The 14,123-nt window shown below is 67.1% G+C and carries 13 protein-coding genes and 2 pseudogenes; 7 read left to right on the top strand and 8 right to left on the bottom strand.

What is annotated here, in order from left to right:
• Positions 1–40: 40 nt before the first annotated feature.
• From ACO0M4_RS28165 to ACO0M4_RS28180, 4 genes and pseudogenes are all read right to left on the bottom strand, one after another.
• A complete protein-coding gene (locus ACO0M4_RS28165) occupies positions 41–886 on the bottom strand; it encodes an enediyne antibiotic chromoprotein (protein WP_430373713.1) in 846 nt (281 codons plus the stop codon).
• An 80-nt stretch (positions 887–966) separates the two neighbouring features.
• Complete coding sequence (locus tag ACO0M4_RS28170; RefSeq protein ID WP_430373714.1) at positions 967–1,212, bottom strand: hypothetical protein; 246 nt, start codon at positions 1,210–1,212, stop codon at positions 967–969.
• A 17-nt stretch (positions 1,213–1,229) separates the two neighbouring features.
• Entirely contained in the window at positions 1,230–1,847 is a 618-nt protein-coding gene (locus ACO0M4_RS28175; protein ID WP_430373979.1) for a hypothetical protein, read from the bottom strand.
• Positions 1,848–2,183: 336 nt separating this feature from the next.
• A pseudogene (locus ACO0M4_RS28180) lies at positions 2,184–2,774 on the bottom strand (helix-turn-helix domain-containing protein); the annotation flags it as partial.
• Here ACO0M4_RS28180 and ACO0M4_RS28185 point away from each other — a divergent pair.
• From ACO0M4_RS28185 to ACO0M4_RS28205, 5 genes are all read left to right on the top strand, one after another.
• Positions 2,773–3,039 carry a phosphopantetheine-binding protein gene (locus ACO0M4_RS28185; protein ID WP_430373716.1) on the top strand — a complete coding sequence of 89 codons (267 nt, stop codon included), beginning with the start codon at positions 2,773–2,775 and terminating at the stop codon, positions 3,037–3,039. The pseudogene ACO0M4_RS28180 and the gene ACO0M4_RS28185 overlap by 2 nt on opposite strands.
• A 410-nt stretch (positions 3,040–3,449) precedes the next feature.
• The gene (locus tag ACO0M4_RS28190) at positions 3,450–4,610 is read left to right on the top strand and encodes an aminotransferase class I/II-fold pyridoxal phosphate-dependent enzyme (protein WP_430373717.1); all 1,161 of its coding nucleotides are present in this window, start codon (positions 3,450–3,452) and stop codon (positions 4,608–4,610) included.
• A gap of 244 nt (positions 4,611–4,854) precedes the next feature.
• Complete coding sequence (locus tag ACO0M4_RS28195) at positions 4,855–6,078, top strand: beta-ketoacyl-[acyl-carrier-protein] synthase family protein (protein WP_430373719.1); 1,224 nt, start codon at positions 4,855–4,857, stop codon at positions 6,076–6,078.
• A gap of 559 nt (positions 6,079–6,637) precedes the next feature.
• On the top strand, positions 6,638–8,941 hold the full coding sequence (locus tag ACO0M4_RS28200) for an MMPL family transporter (protein ID WP_430373721.1): 2,304 nt from the start codon (positions 6,638–6,640) through the stop codon (positions 8,939–8,941).
• 151 nt (positions 8,942–9,092) lie between these two features.
• Entirely contained in the window at positions 9,093–9,314 is a 222-nt protein-coding gene (locus tag ACO0M4_RS28205) for a hypothetical protein (protein ID WP_430373722.1), read from the top strand.
• A 169-nt stretch (positions 9,315–9,483) separates the two neighbouring features.
• Here the strand turns inward: ACO0M4_RS28205 and ACO0M4_RS28210 are convergent, their stop codons facing one another.
• Positions 9,484–10,017 carry a nucleoside-triphosphatase gene (locus ACO0M4_RS28210; protein WP_430373723.1) on the bottom strand — a complete coding sequence of 178 codons (534 nt, stop codon included), beginning with the start codon at positions 10,015–10,017 and terminating at the stop codon, positions 9,484–9,486.
• 125 nt (positions 10,018–10,142) lie between these two features.
• Between ACO0M4_RS28210 and ACO0M4_RS28215 the strand changes: the two genes are divergently transcribed.
• The gene (locus ACO0M4_RS28215) at positions 10,143–10,595 is read left to right on the top strand and encodes a YbhB/YbcL family Raf kinase inhibitor-like protein (protein WP_430373960.1); all 453 of its coding nucleotides are present in this window, start codon (positions 10,143–10,145) and stop codon (positions 10,593–10,595) included.
• A 245-nt stretch (positions 10,596–10,840) separates the two neighbouring features.
• Here ACO0M4_RS28215 and ACO0M4_RS28220 read toward each other — a convergent pair whose 3' ends face one another.
• The 3 genes and pseudogenes from ACO0M4_RS28220 to ACO0M4_RS28230 all read right to left on the bottom strand — a co-directional run.
• The gene (locus ACO0M4_RS28220) at positions 10,841–11,425 is read right to left on the bottom strand and encodes a hypothetical protein (protein ID WP_430373724.1); all 585 of its coding nucleotides are present in this window, start codon (positions 11,423–11,425) and stop codon (positions 10,841–10,843) included.
• A 104-nt stretch (positions 11,426–11,529) separates the two neighbouring features.
• Positions 11,530–11,889, bottom strand: a complete 360-nt coding sequence (locus ACO0M4_RS28225; protein ID WP_430373980.1) for a hypothetical protein — start codon at positions 11,887–11,889, stop codon at positions 11,530–11,532.
• An 11-nt stretch (positions 11,890–11,900) separates the two neighbouring features.
• A pseudogene (locus ACO0M4_RS28230) lies at positions 11,901–12,173 on the bottom strand (hypothetical protein); the annotation flags it as partial.
• A gap of 492 nt (positions 12,174–12,665) precedes the next feature.
• On the opposite strand from ACO0M4_RS28230, the gene ACO0M4_RS28235 reads away from it, so the two are divergent.
• Positions 12,666–14,120 (top strand): pyridoxal phosphate-dependent decarboxylase family protein, encoded by a 1,455-nt coding sequence (locus ACO0M4_RS28235; protein WP_430373725.1) that lies wholly within the window; start codon positions 12,666–12,668, stop codon positions 14,118–14,120.
• The last annotated feature ends 3 nt before the right edge of the window (positions 14,121–14,123 follow it).

Consider the following 14,123-nt stretch of genomic DNA (forward strand, 5'->3'; position numbering starts at 1 on the left):
GAGGTTTTGGCTACGCGGCAACTTGGGAGAGAGCCCTGAGTTACGTCATGGACGATGGGGTGCCGAAGCGTGTCATCCAAGCGCTCCCCAGCGTCGGTGAGGCCGCAGGGTGGGGGCGGTAGTGGTGTAACGGACGAGTATTGACCCGAAACTCAAAGGGTTCTATTCGAGGGTGTTGCGGATGTGTGGGGCCGCCGAAGTAGCCGCGGACCATGTGCGGCTGGCGTTGGCGGCGGTGGAAGAACATACGGGTTTCTGCCACGAGCTGGGCTTGGTCGCGGGCCCGACTGTGCATCGGAAGGCTCCGTTTGAGGGCCGATCTTCGCGGCCACCGGCTGTACCGCTCGATCATTGGCCGCTGTGCCACCGTGACGCCGACCCAGAGCGGCGAAGCCGTCACCGCCTCGCGGTCGGTGGCCGTGCCCGGGTGGAGACGGTCGCCTGACCCTCGCGCTCCGGGCCGAACCTGCGGGCATGGCTGTACCGGGCCGCCGGCAGCGGCCCGGTACGGTCGGCACATCCGCGCCGGCGCAACTACTGCTACTCGTCCCCCCCTGAAGGAGATCTCCACGTTGCCGAGGTCCGCGCCGGCGTGGCCAGCACCGATGAAGCACATGGCGGAACCGCAGTCCACAGAGCCCTCGGCGCTGCCGTCGGGCGCGGTGATCTGGAAGTCCTTGTGCACCGTCATCGTGAACGTGGCCGTGCCATGCCCATCCGGGACGAACGTGACGAGGGTGGACGGGTCGCACACCATGGTGTGGCCCCCCAGGTGCGCACACTCTGCGGCGTAGTACGTCTCGCCAGGGTGAGCGTCTTCAATCTCGATCGTCACGGTGTCACCGTTGGAGAGGTGCTCGTGCGGCGTCACAATGCCTTCGCCCACCTGAAGAACTGGCGGATCTTGACCAAGCTCCGCCTGTCACCCAGCTACGCGACCACTCTCCTGCGGGCCCCTGCTCATCCTCACGCATACCGAACGATCCCCGGGCCCCGCGTCTGGAAGACGGGCAGTTTTTCAGTGTCTTCCGGCTTTGCGACATGAAGCTCCACGGGAGTCTGGATCAGTCCTTCCAGAGGTCCGCCGCGGAAGGTGGTGCGCCCGGCGATGTCGAGGCGGCCGATCTTAAGGTCGGGCCGTTCGACCATCACGACGGTGGTCAGCGTGTGCGTCAGTGTCTGGCCGCCGGCGGTCACCGTCGCCTGGAGCATGAATCCGGTTGGGTCGGTCAGTGATTGGGGGGGCACTCGCGGACCTTCGCGACGTCCTGGGAGTTGCTGTCCCAGAACATCATGTAGGCGGCGTCCGTGCTGCCGTCCCATTTCAGGACCGCTTTCTCGCCGTTGGCGACCATGACCTTGGTCGGGCGGAGGTTGCGGAACACGAACTCCGCCGGGAACTTCGTCACTTGGGCTTCGGTCGTTTTCGGGGTGAAGGATCCGTTGGTCGGGGAGGTCTCCTCGATGATCTCGATGCCCGCCTCGCCAACCGTTTTGTTCACCTCGATCTGCGAGACGATCAGGGTGACGGCGCCCTCTGTGACCTGCACCGGGCGGTCCGGCACGAACTCGAATACCTCCCAGGTGCCTTCGGAGAATTTGGGGCGTGGGGTCCAGTTGCTCGCGTCGACGGACGAGGTGAGCTGTGCGCGGTTCTCGGTGAGCGCTGAGGCGTCCGCGCCGATCAGGATCCGGACTGTGACCTTCTGGCAGTAGGTCGGGCCTGAATTCCCGGGGCTGACCGTGATGTTCAGCCGGCCGTTCACCGGGTCCTTGGCTGTGGATACCGTCAGAGGGTCGGGATCCGGCTCGATTGCGTAGCCGAGCAGCGAGTCGGTCGCCGCCAACGGGCGACGCGGCGCGCGGTGTCCTCGGAGGGCTTCAGCGCCATCACGCACATCATGCGGGCCATGTGGCGGTCGCTGTCGTTGATGAGGTTCATGCGGCCGCCGGTGGCTCCGGTCACCGGGCGCTTGACGTACTCGACTCATCCACGCACAGCACCAGAGCCTTCTCCGGCGGGGCGAGGTAGAGGCCAACAACGTCACGGACCTTGTCGATGAACAAAGGAGCGGTGGGGAGCTTGAATGTCTGCGATGGTGCGGGGTCAGGGCAAAAGCCCGCCAGATCCGCGAGATCGCCGACTGTGACATTCCCGTTGCCGCGGCCATCGATCGCGTCGACCAGCGGGTGGCGTTCGACGGTTTCTCTTCCTGCGTCTTGACGATGACCCGCTCGACGTCGGTATCGGTGATCTTCCGCGGACCACCGGGCCGAGGTTCGTCACACAGGCCATCCAGGCCACTTTCCAGGAAACGCCGACGCCACTTGCGGACGGTATCCGCAGCGATCCGCAGCCGACGCGGCACCTCCAAGATGGACAAGTCCTCGGCGCACTCAAGCACGATCCTCGACCGCAACGACAGAGCATGCGCAGTGGCGCGGAGCATGAATTTGCGCCCAAGCAACTCAACAAGGCCAGTTGAGGGACTATCCCGTTTGGCCGATCGGGCGGGCGGCCACCGCCTTCCGGGTGCAGAATCAATAAGGCGGCTGGCCGGAGTCGCTCGCGGGACAGGCATTGTCGGCGTGCATGAGCGCGTCACTCCCCGCGCAGAATTCAAGAAAGAAAGCGACGTGCCACCTGAACCTGAACTGCGCCGCGCAAACGCAAGGGCCGCGGTGGCAGACTCCACTGAAGGCTCGGAGTCCATGGTAAGTCCGTGGTCTGTGTTGCACGCGAAGACATCGGTACGAGAAGGGTGTTCCCTCATGTACGAGACACTCTCCCGCCTGTTGGTCCAGGAGTTCGGGATATCGTCAGATCTGGTCCATCCTCAATCAACGGCCCGAGCGCTCGAAATCGACTCACTGTCGTTGGCGGAGCTAACAGTGATGATCACGGAAAGGACGGGACTACGGTTCGACGAGGATGGTGTGACGCTCGACAGTACGCTCGAAGAGATTGCCACGCACTTCGTCCCGTCCGACGAAGGGGCCGCTCCACCCGGGGATTCCATGCATTCCGTCCTGGATTAGGCGCGGCTGGGTGCCGCTGCGGCATCCTGAACACCCGGTCATTTGGGAACACTTGAGGGAGCGCCGCGGCCGGCTGATCGGGCAGACGCTCTCAGCCCTCCGGGCGCCGAATTGAACGTGAATGGCTGGCCCGACAGTCGCGGGACAGGTATTGTCGGAGTGTGTGAGTGCGCCGCTTACTGCTCGGCATTCAGTGAGAAAAGGAACGGCGACGTGGCATCCGAGCCGTGTTCTACACGGCGCAGCGGCTGTAGTGACAGACTCCATGGAAATTTCGGAGTTCGCAGTCTGTGTCCCAGTAGGAAGTTTCTTCACCGCATTCGTGGGCTGCGGGCGACCACCCGGTCCGTGAAGAGGTATCGAACCATATCGACAGGATGACCATGACTGACTGGATCGCTGATGCTCCTTTGCTCGACGAGTTCACCTCCCGTCGCGACATCTATCCCTACTACCACGTCATCGAGGACCGGCCGACGCCGGGCGAGGTCGTCGTCGACGGCATACGCGCGGTCAACGCAGCCTCGACGGATTACCTCGGGCTCACCGCCGACGCCAGCGTGCGCGCGGCGGCCTCACATGCCGCCGCTAAGTACGGTACCTGTTGGACAGGATCTCCGATGCTCGGCACTGTCGGACTCCATCATGAGCTGGAAGAGGAGCTGGCCGACTTTCTCCGCCGCCCCGCGGTCATGCTGACCGTAACGGGATTCCAGGCCAACCTGACTCTGTCCTCCCTTTTCGGCACCGGTCACATGGTGATCGCGGACCAGCACATCCACGCCTCCCTGCTGGAATCCGTCCGCCTCGGACGAGCTGAGTGTCGCCGGTTCGGGCACAATGACGTCGCCCATGCCGAAAGGCTCATGCGGATCTCTGCCGATAAGGGAAAGGTCCCCGTAATTGTCACTGAGGGCGCGTTCTCCCTCGGCGGAGACCTCTGCCCGGTTCCGGAACTCGCCGCACTCGTCAAGCGCTACGGCGGCGGCCTGATCATCGACGGTGCGCACGACATCGGTGTGCTCGGAACCAACGGGCGAGGCGTCAGCGAGCACTTCGACGTGGAGGAGGGGATCGACCTCATCACCGGTACCCTCTGCAAGGCGTTCGGCTCCGTCGGCGGGTTCGTCGCGGGCTCCGTGAAGGCCATCCGTAGCCTGCGCCACTTCGGAAATGCGGCGGTGTATTCGGCGTCGATGGCACCTGCGTCCGCGGCCGCCGCGTTGGCGGCCGTACGGACGGCTCGCGCCCGGCCCGAGCTCCGCGCCGCATTGTGGGAGTCGGCTCGACGTCTGCACCGCGGCCTGGCGCAGCAAGGGCACCGTTTGCCGTCCTGGCCGGGCCCCGCGGTCGCCCTGCCGGCGGGGAAGCCCGAACAGGGTCTAAAGACCTTGGAAGAGGGCCTGAAGACATGGCGGGCGTTGCTCGAAGCGGGTGTCTATACAGGGGCATTTCTGCCCCCCAGCGTGGCGGGGGACCGGCTCGTCGTCCGCCTTTCGGTCACGGCCGCGCACACCCCGCAGCAGGTTGACCGGATCCTTGAGGTTGTCGGACAGCTCCTGCCGCCGTGATCCGATGCGGCCGATTCCGCCGAGCTTCGCTCCGTCCGCACCACCGGCGCTGCCGCCCACCGGACCGTCAGGGAAGAAGCGGCGAAGTCCACGAAGTCCTGACCGCCGTTCCGAACCACGCGGCCCACATGCTCGCCCGGTAGCGAGCTGTCGGCACTGGTACGTGCCATCGCGGTCGCCCTAAGAGCATTGGCGACCCGCCGCTCTGCCACCACGTCGCCACGCCCTACCGAAGGGAGCGGACATGCGATGCAAGGCTGCTGTCACCGGCATAGGGATGATCACCCCCGGCGGACTCACCACGGAAGCCACCTGGGCCACGGTGTGCCAGGGACAAAGCCTGGCTCGCACCGATCCCGACCTGGCCGGGCTCCCCGTGGACATCACCTGCCGGGTCGACGGGTTCGACGCCGACGCCGTTCACGGCAGGCGGTTGGCCCGACGCCTGGACCGCTTCACCCACCTCGCTCTCGCCGCGGCCCAGCAGGCAGTCAGGGACGCCAAACTCGAACCGGGCGCCTGGAACGCTCCCCGCGTGGCCGTCGTCCTCGGCGTCGGTGGCAACAGCATGAGCACCTACTTCCGCGAGTTCGAACTCTTGAGCCAAGGTCACCCGGAACTGGTTTCCCCCCTCGCGCTGCCGCGCAGCGTTCCGAACATGGCTGCCGCCGAGGTCGCCATCGCCCTGGGGGCCCGCGGCCCGAACTTCACTGTTTCCAGCGCGTGTGCCTCCGGTGCCACCGCCCTGGCGGTCGCCGCCAGCATGGTCACCTCGGGCGCCTGCGACGTCGCTCTCGCGGGCGGCGCCGAATCCGGACTCTCGCGGATGACCGTCACTGGCTTCCACCAGATGCACGCCCTCTCACGGCGCACCGACGCTCCTCGACTCGCTTCACGTCCGTTCGACGTCGACCGCGACGGCTTCGTCCTAGCAGAGGGCGCTGCGGTCCTCGTCCTTGAGAGCCCTCAACACGCCCTACGTCGCGGTGCCGACCAGCGTGCACTGCTCTGTGGGCATGCCTGCACCTGCGATGCCTACCATCCGGTGGTCCCGCATCCTGAGGGCATTGGCGTCGAACACGCTCTGCGTACCGCGTTGAAGGAGTCGGGCCTCGATTCCCGCGACATCGGGCATGTCAATGCCCACGGCACCTCCACCTCAGTTGGCGACACAGTCGAGGCACGTGCCCTGCATCGCGTCTTCGGCCCGGTGCCGCCCCCCGTCACCGCACCGAAGAGCATTCTGGGCCACTCTCTCGGAGCGGCCGGTGCCATCGAGGCGGCCCTCACCGTCCTCACCCAGCAGCACCAGCTCATTCCCCCGACTGCCAACCTCCACCGCCAAGATCCCGACTGGGAACTGGACATCGTCACCCAGGCTCCCCGAGCCGCGGCCATCAACGCCGCCGTCAGCAACTCCTTCGGCTTCGGCGGGCACAACACCGTCTTGGTGTTTGCAGGGGAATGAGCGCATCGGACGACTCCGGTGCGGAGACGAGCGTCCCACCTGCACGTGCCGACTTGGGTCTCACGATCCCTTCTCAGACATCCGCTCGACTGGGCCAGTCTCGGTGCCAAGCAAGCGGTCACGGGACGCACCCCACCCGGGAAGCCAAGAACGGCAGGGCGACAGGGGCTCCTCCCGCCCCTGCCTCGCGCGCGACAGGCATGGCTCGATGGCGATGCTCTCGGCTGTGTGGTGGAGTGGGGACGTGACGGACCGCCGCATTCAGCGGCGGGTGCAGGGTCGAGGCCGTCCACTCTGTCCCACCCAGACGCTCGGCCTAGGCCGTTGCCACCGGGTTACCCCGGATCAACCGGCCTCCGCCGCAGGATCAGAGTGGGCGCCGATGACGACGGCACGTCGGTCACATCCGCTGGTCGGCCTTTCCGGCTCCCTGGGTGACAGGGGGAGAAGGGCTGGTGGAAGCGAGGGAGGACGCAGTACGGGACCAGCAGTAGGCGGAGCCTGGGCTTCTGATCGCGCGAAGGGAACCGAACTTCTAGTGGAACCACAGGACTTCACCGTGTCCAACGCCACCAGAACCACCACCGCCGGAAGCCCGCCCCCCGGACCCGGGCTCGGGAAGCGGGCCGACCGTTCCCGGCTCGCCGCTCTCGGACGCCTCCTGGTCCGCCGCCGCGTACTCGTACTGGTTGCCGTGCTGCTGGCCGTGGCAGCCGCCGTCCCGATCGGCGGAGGTGTCGCCGACCGGCTGTCCGGCGGTGGCTTCACCGACCCGGCGGCGGAGTCGTCGAAGGCCGCGAAGTTCCTCGCCGACCGCTTCGGATCGGGTGCGCCCAATCTCGTGTTACTGGCCCGCACCTCAGGTTCGGTCGATGACCCGCGGGCCGCGACCGACGGTCGAGACCTCAGCCGCCGGCTCGCCCAGGAGCCGGGCGTGCTGTCGGTCGCGTCGTATTGGACGACCCCGCACGAGTTGGCGTCGCCGCTGAGGGCCCGTGACGGGCGCTCAGCGCTGGTGCTCCTGCGGCTGGGAGGCGACGAGGACCGGGTACGGGACATCGCGAAGGAACTGGTCCCCCGTTTCACCGGCCGTCAGGGGGTGCTGAGGCTCTCTGCGACCGGGACTGCGCAGGTGTATGTGGAAGTCCAGAAGCAGAGCGACCAGGATCTCTTCCGGGCCGAAGCGTACGCGGCCCCGGTCATGCTGCTGATCCTGCTCTTTGTGTTCGGCAGTGCGGTGGCGGCCGTCCTGCCCCTGCTCATCGGCGTGTGTTCCATCGTGGGAACTTTCGTCGTATTGAGGGTCCTGTCCGAGCTGACCTCGGTGTCCGTATACGCCATCAACATCACCACCGCGCTGGGCCTGGGCCTGGCCATCGACTACAGCCTGTTCATCGTCACCCGTTACCGGGAGGAGAGGGCGCGTGGCCTGGACACCACTGAGGCGGTCGCACAGAGCGTCCGCACGGCCGGGCGCACCGTGCTGTTCTCCGCGCTGACAGTGGCGCTCGCGCTGTCGGCTCTGCTGGTCTTCCCGCTGTACTTCCTGCGCTCCTTCGCCTACGCGGGCGTGGCAGTGGTGGCGCTCTCGGCCATCGCAGCCCTGGTGGTACTGCCCGCGGTGCTCGGCCTGCTCGGCCCACGGATCGACGCGTTGGACGTGCGGCGGCTGTTCCGCCGCGGACCGCAACCAGGCGCCGACCATGACACGTTGGCCGGGCCGGCCGCCGGGACCGCGACAGGCGGATTCTGGCACCGGCTCGCCACTGCCGTCATGCGGCGACCGGTGCTGTGTGCGGCTGGGGTGATCACCTTGCTGGTGCTGCTCGGCCTGCCGTTCACCCGGATCTCCTTCGGCCTCATTGACGACCGGGTCCTGCCCACCAGCGCGCCCGCGCACCGTACGGCACAGTCCGTGCGGGAGGAGTTCTCCAGTCGCGAGACTTCCGCCCTGTCCGTAGTACTGCCCACCGTCAGTGGCTCCGCCGACCTCGAGCGGATCGCCGCCTACGCCGCCCGCCTGTCGACTCTGCCGGACGTGGCCCGGGTGGACACCGTCACAGGCTCCTACGCCGCAGGACGGCAGGTGGTGGCCGTGTCCGCAGCCTCCTTCGCCGCGGGTGATGCCAGCTGGCTGTCCGTGGTGCCCTCGGTCGAGCCGGACTCCTCCGCCGGCGTCAAACTGGCGGAGCGGTTGCGGGCGGACAGCGCACCGGGCCCGGTGCTCGTCGGAGGCGACGGTGCGGAACTCGCGGACACACGTGACGCGCTCGCCGCCCGGCTGCCCGAGGTAGCGCTGATCATCGGTGCCACGACGGTGGTGCTGCTGTTTCTGTTCACCGGCAGTGTGCTGGTCCCGTTCAAGGCCGTACTGCTCAACCTGCTCAGCCTGACCGCAACCTTCGGCGCGATGGTGTACGTCTTCCAGGAAGGCCATCTACGCTCCCTGGTTGGCGACTTCACGGTCACCGGCTCGGTGGATATCTCCATTCCGGTACTGATGTTCTGCGTCGCATTCGGACTTTCCATGGACTACGAAGTGTTCCTGCTCTCACGGATCAAGGAGGTGTACACCGAGACCGGGGACAACACCCGGGCCGTCGCCGCCGGGTTGGAGCGCACGGGACGCCTGGTCAGCGCTGCGGCCGTACTCTTCGCCGTCGTCATGCTCGCGCTGGCCACGTCGGGGATCACTTTCCTGAAGCTGCTGGGCGTGGGCCTGGCCCTGGCCGTGCTGCTGGATGCCACGCTGGTGCGAGGCGTGCTCGTACCGGCCGTGATGAGACTTGCCGGGCGGGCGAACTGGTGGGCGCCACCTCCTCTGCGCCGCCTCCACCGCAAGCTGGGGCTCTTGAGTTCGTAGCCGGCCACACTCGCCCCGCCACCACACCGTCCATGTCTGGGACCTCCTCGGCCTCGACGCCTCCCGCATCACTCCGGGAGGCACCCCCTCCATCGCCCAGCAGGCCCGTACCCTTGCCGAGCTCGTCGACGACTGGGGCCTTACCGCACCCGTGCTCGTCGGGCACGACATCGGCGGCGGCATCGTCTTGCGGGCCCACCTCCTCGACGGGGTACCGGCCTCCCGCCTCGCCCTCCTCGCCGCGCTCCTCGACTTCCTCGTCGTCACCGTCGAGGTCTCCGGCCCGGTCGCTCGCTGCGAACTGAACAGCCGGTCGCTCATCGGTAGCAGTCGCAGCATCGCGTCGCGTTCCACGCAGCAGCACCCTCGGTGATCACGGCGCAGAGCTCGTCAGCCCTGCCGCACCGATGCCAGCGACGGTGCCGACAGCGCATCGACCGTGGCGAATCGGCTCTGACCTGGGCGGATGAGGTTATCGCCAAGGACAGGGCCGGGACGATGAGCGGCTCTGATGAAGCCATGACTGTGTCGGTTGACGGTCATCACGGACTTTCCAACCGGGCTGCCAGAGTCTCGGGAAGGGCGTCCCGGTTCGCTCGGGTCACCTGGACGAGTTCGACGCCGGCACGCTGCTTCAGAGCGTCGGTGAACGGGTCACTCTTCGCGTGGACCGTGGCGACGATGTCGATCTCAGTCTCGAACAGGCGCCGGACCGTGTCCTGGAACGCGGTGCACGCCAGCTCCATACGCCCGAGCTCGTCGATCAGCACGAGCGTCCCAGGAACCGGTTCCGTCGCCGCTGACCTGAGCGGCGGCAGTGCGAGCCGTTCCATGACGCCCAGGTCGACGCCGTACCGGCCCACCCGGGGTGTACCTGTGAAGTCGACATGGGCGAGCACGGCTCGCAGACCGCCCGTCAGCGTCTCCAGCGCGAATCCGGTCCGGGTGCCGCCTTGCCGGATCTCCTCCGTGGTGAAGCCGACAGTCTTACGGGTGTGCAGCAGCATGGCCAATCTGCGGACAACCGTTGTCTTGCCCACGGCTGGTCGTCCCTCAAGCAGGATTCGCGTAGGCATCTCGCGCTCCGTATCAGGTCCGTTCTACGAGGTTTCCACTGCACCCGGCGGCGTACGCGGGCCAGTCAGGTGTTGTGTCCATCTGGACCGGTGCCGGCAGGTCTGTTGTGGGTAAAGCCGTGCGTATGACGGGTGTTGAACTCAGGAGCGCGGCGTTCCGTGATCACGGGGCGATCCCTCGACGCCACAGCGGGGAGGGCGACGACGTCTCGCCACCGCTGACCTGGTCGGTGGTGCCGGACAGTACGTTGGAGTTGGTCCTGCTCTGCGAGGACCCTGATGCCCCAGGCGGGTCGTTTCTGCACTGGCTGGTCACCGGTATTGATCCGCGGAGTTCTGGCGCGGCGGAGGGTGAGACGCCTCCCGGCGGGCACGAGTGGCCCAACGGATTTGGTCGGCTGGGCTGGGGCGGTCCCATGCCTCCTCCGGGGCACGGGGCGCACCGCTACTTCTTCCGCCTGTGGGCCGTGACGGAATCGCTTCCCTTGCACGGAAAACCAACAGTCGACGCGGTGCATCGCGCCGTAAAAGGCAGGGAGCTGGCGAGCGGCATGCTCGTGGGCACTTACGAACGCTGACCATTGGCGTGGACGTCGACGGAACCGCCACGGACGCTGGCGACCGCGAGCGCTGGTTGGGGCCCCTGCTCCAACACCCCGTTCGGGTGACTTTCGAGGTCTCCTCTTGTGGCTGTGGCTGTGGCTGTGGCCGAGCCGCCACGGCGCACGATCCCCTGCCTCGGGTGCGCCTCGCCTACGACAGGTATGGCGCGACAGCTATGGCAAGAGGAATCGGCCCTGCATCACCGGCATGTGAGTGAGGTTCAACTCGGACCTCGGACACACAGCGAAAAATGCCTGGCCACTGTGCTGACCAGGCACTTACGATCGGGCATGTCGGCCGGCTCCCGCACGAGGATGCGGTCGCGCAGGCGAGTGGGGATGCGGCGCAGGAGGCGATCAACGTATGGCAGCCCGAGGCGGTGACGGTCCGTGCGCGGGCCGAAGAGCGTGAAGCGCAGGTCGGGGTTGGTGCGGGCCAGCCGCAGCGCGGCGGTCAGGAACACGTCGGCGCCGCCGAGGGGATCCAGCGGGCCCGCGTACACGACATGCCGGGCGGCCGATCCGGACGCGTCTGGTGCTGGGTCGGTGGACGGAACTGGATAAGGGGCAGTCCGGACCCGGCCGTTGCGCTCGCGGGCATACGCGGTGACACGGTCCGAAGGCGCGAGCAGCAGGTCGGCATGGCGAGTGCAGTACTCCTCCGCATGCGCGGCCATCGTCCAGTCCGTGTCACCGGGGTGGTCACCCGAGAGCGGGCCGACCAGCGCGGCCGGTGCGTGCAGGCGCACCGCAAGCGCGGTGTTCTCGAACTCGCCGAGGAGCCGCTTGGCGCGAATCGCGGTCAACCCCTAGCCGTCACGGTCGGGGAACTCCACTGCATCCAGCGGGCTCTGCGCGTGGAGGGCTCGCAGTGCTGTGTACACGCGGTGCGCGTGGGCATGCGCCGGGGTCAGGAATTCGTGCCCGTCGGGGGCTCGGGCAGGGGCATAGGCTCCAAGCCGTGTCGCTGCGCGATCTCGAACTCGCCGCGCTCTGACACCAGGTGAACCCGGTGCCCGGAGCGTGCCAGTTCCTGCCCCGCGTACAGGACGTAGCGGCTGGCCTGGTCGCGGTCCGGCACGAACTCCCGTACGACGAGCGCCCCGCGAAGCCGTCCGGTCCAGCGCACCTTTCGGAAGTAGAGCATGTAGGGGTCCTCGAATCCGCCTGCGATGGGGCGGTAGCTCTCGCGCGCCTTGATGGCGTTGAGTCGTTCCCGGGTGCTGGCCCGAAACGGCTCGCGAGCAGGGAGCGGTGGCCGAGCGCGCATGGGCCGATCTCCCAGCGCCCCTGCACCCATGCGGCGACCGCGCCTTCGCCGAGAGCGCGGGCGAGCTCGGCGTGGTCCAGCCGGGTGCGCTGCCAGCGGACCGCGGACGGCTGGGCGTCGTGCGTGAACTCCAGGCCGCTGTAGACATCCCAGTCGAGGTGTGGATCGCCGGTGAGGTGCACGAGCGCGTCCGCCGCCGTGCCGACGTCCGGGCAAGGGGAAAGGCCCCTCCTTGTGGGGGAGGGGATCTTGCGTGGAGCACCTGACCTGTCTTGTACCTGCACCTCCCACCGGTCCTCACAACATCGTCACCACGCTGTGCCCAGCAACTCCGCTCGACCGATCGGACTCTGCGGCAGCCTTGCCCACCAATCGACAGGCAAATGATGCCCAACTCCCAAGAAGAGCAACACTGTTCCGGCCGTCAAGCCGGTCGGAACAGATGAAGGTAAAGCTGACGGCGCATCGCGAAATTGTGTGGATGTCTGGGGCTGCCGTTCAACACGTTCACCCAGTTACCGACAGGTAGGCAGTTCTGCTGGAGCTGAATTGCTGACTTCATGGACGGGCTGAGGTGCGAGCGCTGTCCTGCCGAGGGACTGCCCCGTGCCGAGGTCCCTGAATGCCTTGGGGACACAGGTCTCCTGAAGACTTTCCTCCGCCTGATCACCCTGCCTGGCATCCGCTGGCCGGTACAGCCCGGCATCTCACCACGACGACAACACGCAAGCCTCACCCCGCGCGCAAGCGGCGACATCGCAAGCCCTGGAGATCCCGTGCCGGACAAGAGAGATTTACACATGGAGCCCGATCCGTACACTGCGCTGCTGGACCAGGCAGCCGGGCACGCCCTGGAGTACCTGAGGGGGCTGGACGAGCGGCCGGTGCGGTTGCTCGCGGAAGACGACGAACTGCGCGAGCTGATGGGCGGGCCGCTGCCCGAGGAACCGGGCGACGCCGGCACCGTGCTGCAGGCCCTTGTCAAGGGTGTGGAGCGCGGGTTGGTTCCGTCCGGGAACGGGCGCTACTACGGCTACGTTGTGGGTGGCACACTGCCGGTGGGCATGGCCGCAGACTGGCTGACATCCGCGTGGGATCAGAACTGCATTGTGCACGACGGCTCACCGGCCACGGCGGTGGCCGAGGAGGTGTGCGCCGACTGGCTGCTGGACCTCCTCGATCTGCCCAGGGGTGCGTCGGTAGCGTACGTACCCGCCTGTACCCACGGTGAGTTGCTTTGCCTGGCCGCGGCCCGGCACCGGGAACTGGCCAAACACGGCTGGGACGTCACCACGCAGGGCCTCCAGAACGCCCCTTATGTGCGTGTGCTGGCCAACGCTGACACACATTCAGCAGTGCTGCGCTGCCTGCAGATCCTGGGCCTCGGCGGCAACATCGAGTATCTGGCCACCGACGACGAGGCAAGGATCCGACCGGAGGCGCTGCAGCGGGCCCTGGACGCCCACACCGGCGGGCCGCTGATCGTATGCGGTCAAGTCGGCGAGATCAACACTGGTGGGATCGACCGGTTGGGGAACCTGTGCGACCGCGTCCACGAGAAAGGGGGCTGGGTACACCTGGATGCGGCGATCGGCATGTGGGCGGCCTCCTCGCCCACCTTGCGCGCGGACGTGCTCAAGGGGATCGAACGCGCTGACTCGTGGGCCGCCGATGCCCACAAGTGGCTGAACACTCCTTACGACTGTGGGGTGGCCATCATCGCCGATCCGGCGGCGCACCGGGCAGCCGTGCCACTCGCCGCCGACTACCTCAACACCGACGACGGCCGTCGCCATCCAGCCCAGTGGGGTCTGGAGATCTCTCGCCGATCCCGCGTCTTCCCGCTGTGGGCGGTCCTTCGGACCCTGGGCCGGACGGGCGTGGCCGAACTGGTGGACCGCTGCTGCGCCAACGCCCGCCTGTTCGCCGAGCTTCTTGCCCAGGATTCAATGGTCGAGGTGGTCAACGAGGTGTCCCTCAACCAGGTCCTGGTCCGCTTCCGACCGCATGTGTCCTGCAACGCGGAGGAAGCCCCTGATATCGCCGCTGACGCACATACGGCCCGGGTCGCAGATCTCTTCCGTACGCAAGGCCGAAGCTGGGCTTCCAGCAGCCATTGGCGTGGGCAGACCGTACTGCGCTTCTGCCTGATCAACTGGGCCACCACGGAAGAGGACGTACGGCAGGCTGCTACCTCCCTGCTGGACTGTCACCGTCAGCTCCTGGGCTGACGA

The organism is Streptomyces sp. RGM 3693, assembly GCF_050471125.1.
Lineage (GTDB): Bacteria > Actinomycetota > Actinomycetes > Streptomycetales > Streptomycetaceae > Streptomyces.

Excerpts from the sequence above, each read along its gene's own strand:
- ACO0M4_RS28195 (WP_430373719.1), top strand. The coding sequence starts at position 4,855 with ATGCGATGCAAGGCTGCTGTCACCGGCATAGGGATGATCACCCCCGGC.
- ACO0M4_RS28185 (WP_430373716.1), top strand. The coding sequence starts at position 2,773 with ATGTACGAGACACTCTCCCGCCTGTTGGTCCAGGAGTTCGGGATATCG.
- ACO0M4_RS28170 (WP_430373714.1), bottom strand. The coding sequence starts at position 1,212 with ATGCTCCAGGCGACGGTGACCGCCGGCGGCCAGACACTGACGCACACG.
- ACO0M4_RS28210 (WP_430373723.1), bottom strand. The coding sequence starts at position 10,017 with ATGCCTACGCGAATCCTGCTTGAGGGACGACCAGCCGTGGGCAAGACA.
- ACO0M4_RS28215 (WP_430373960.1), top strand. The coding sequence starts at position 10,143 with ATGACGGGTGTTGAACTCAGGAGCGCGGCGTTCCGTGATCACGGGGCG.
- ACO0M4_RS28225 (WP_430373980.1), bottom strand. The coding sequence starts at position 11,889 with ATGCGCGCTCGGCCACCGCTCCCTGCTCGCGAGCCGTTTCGGGCCAGC.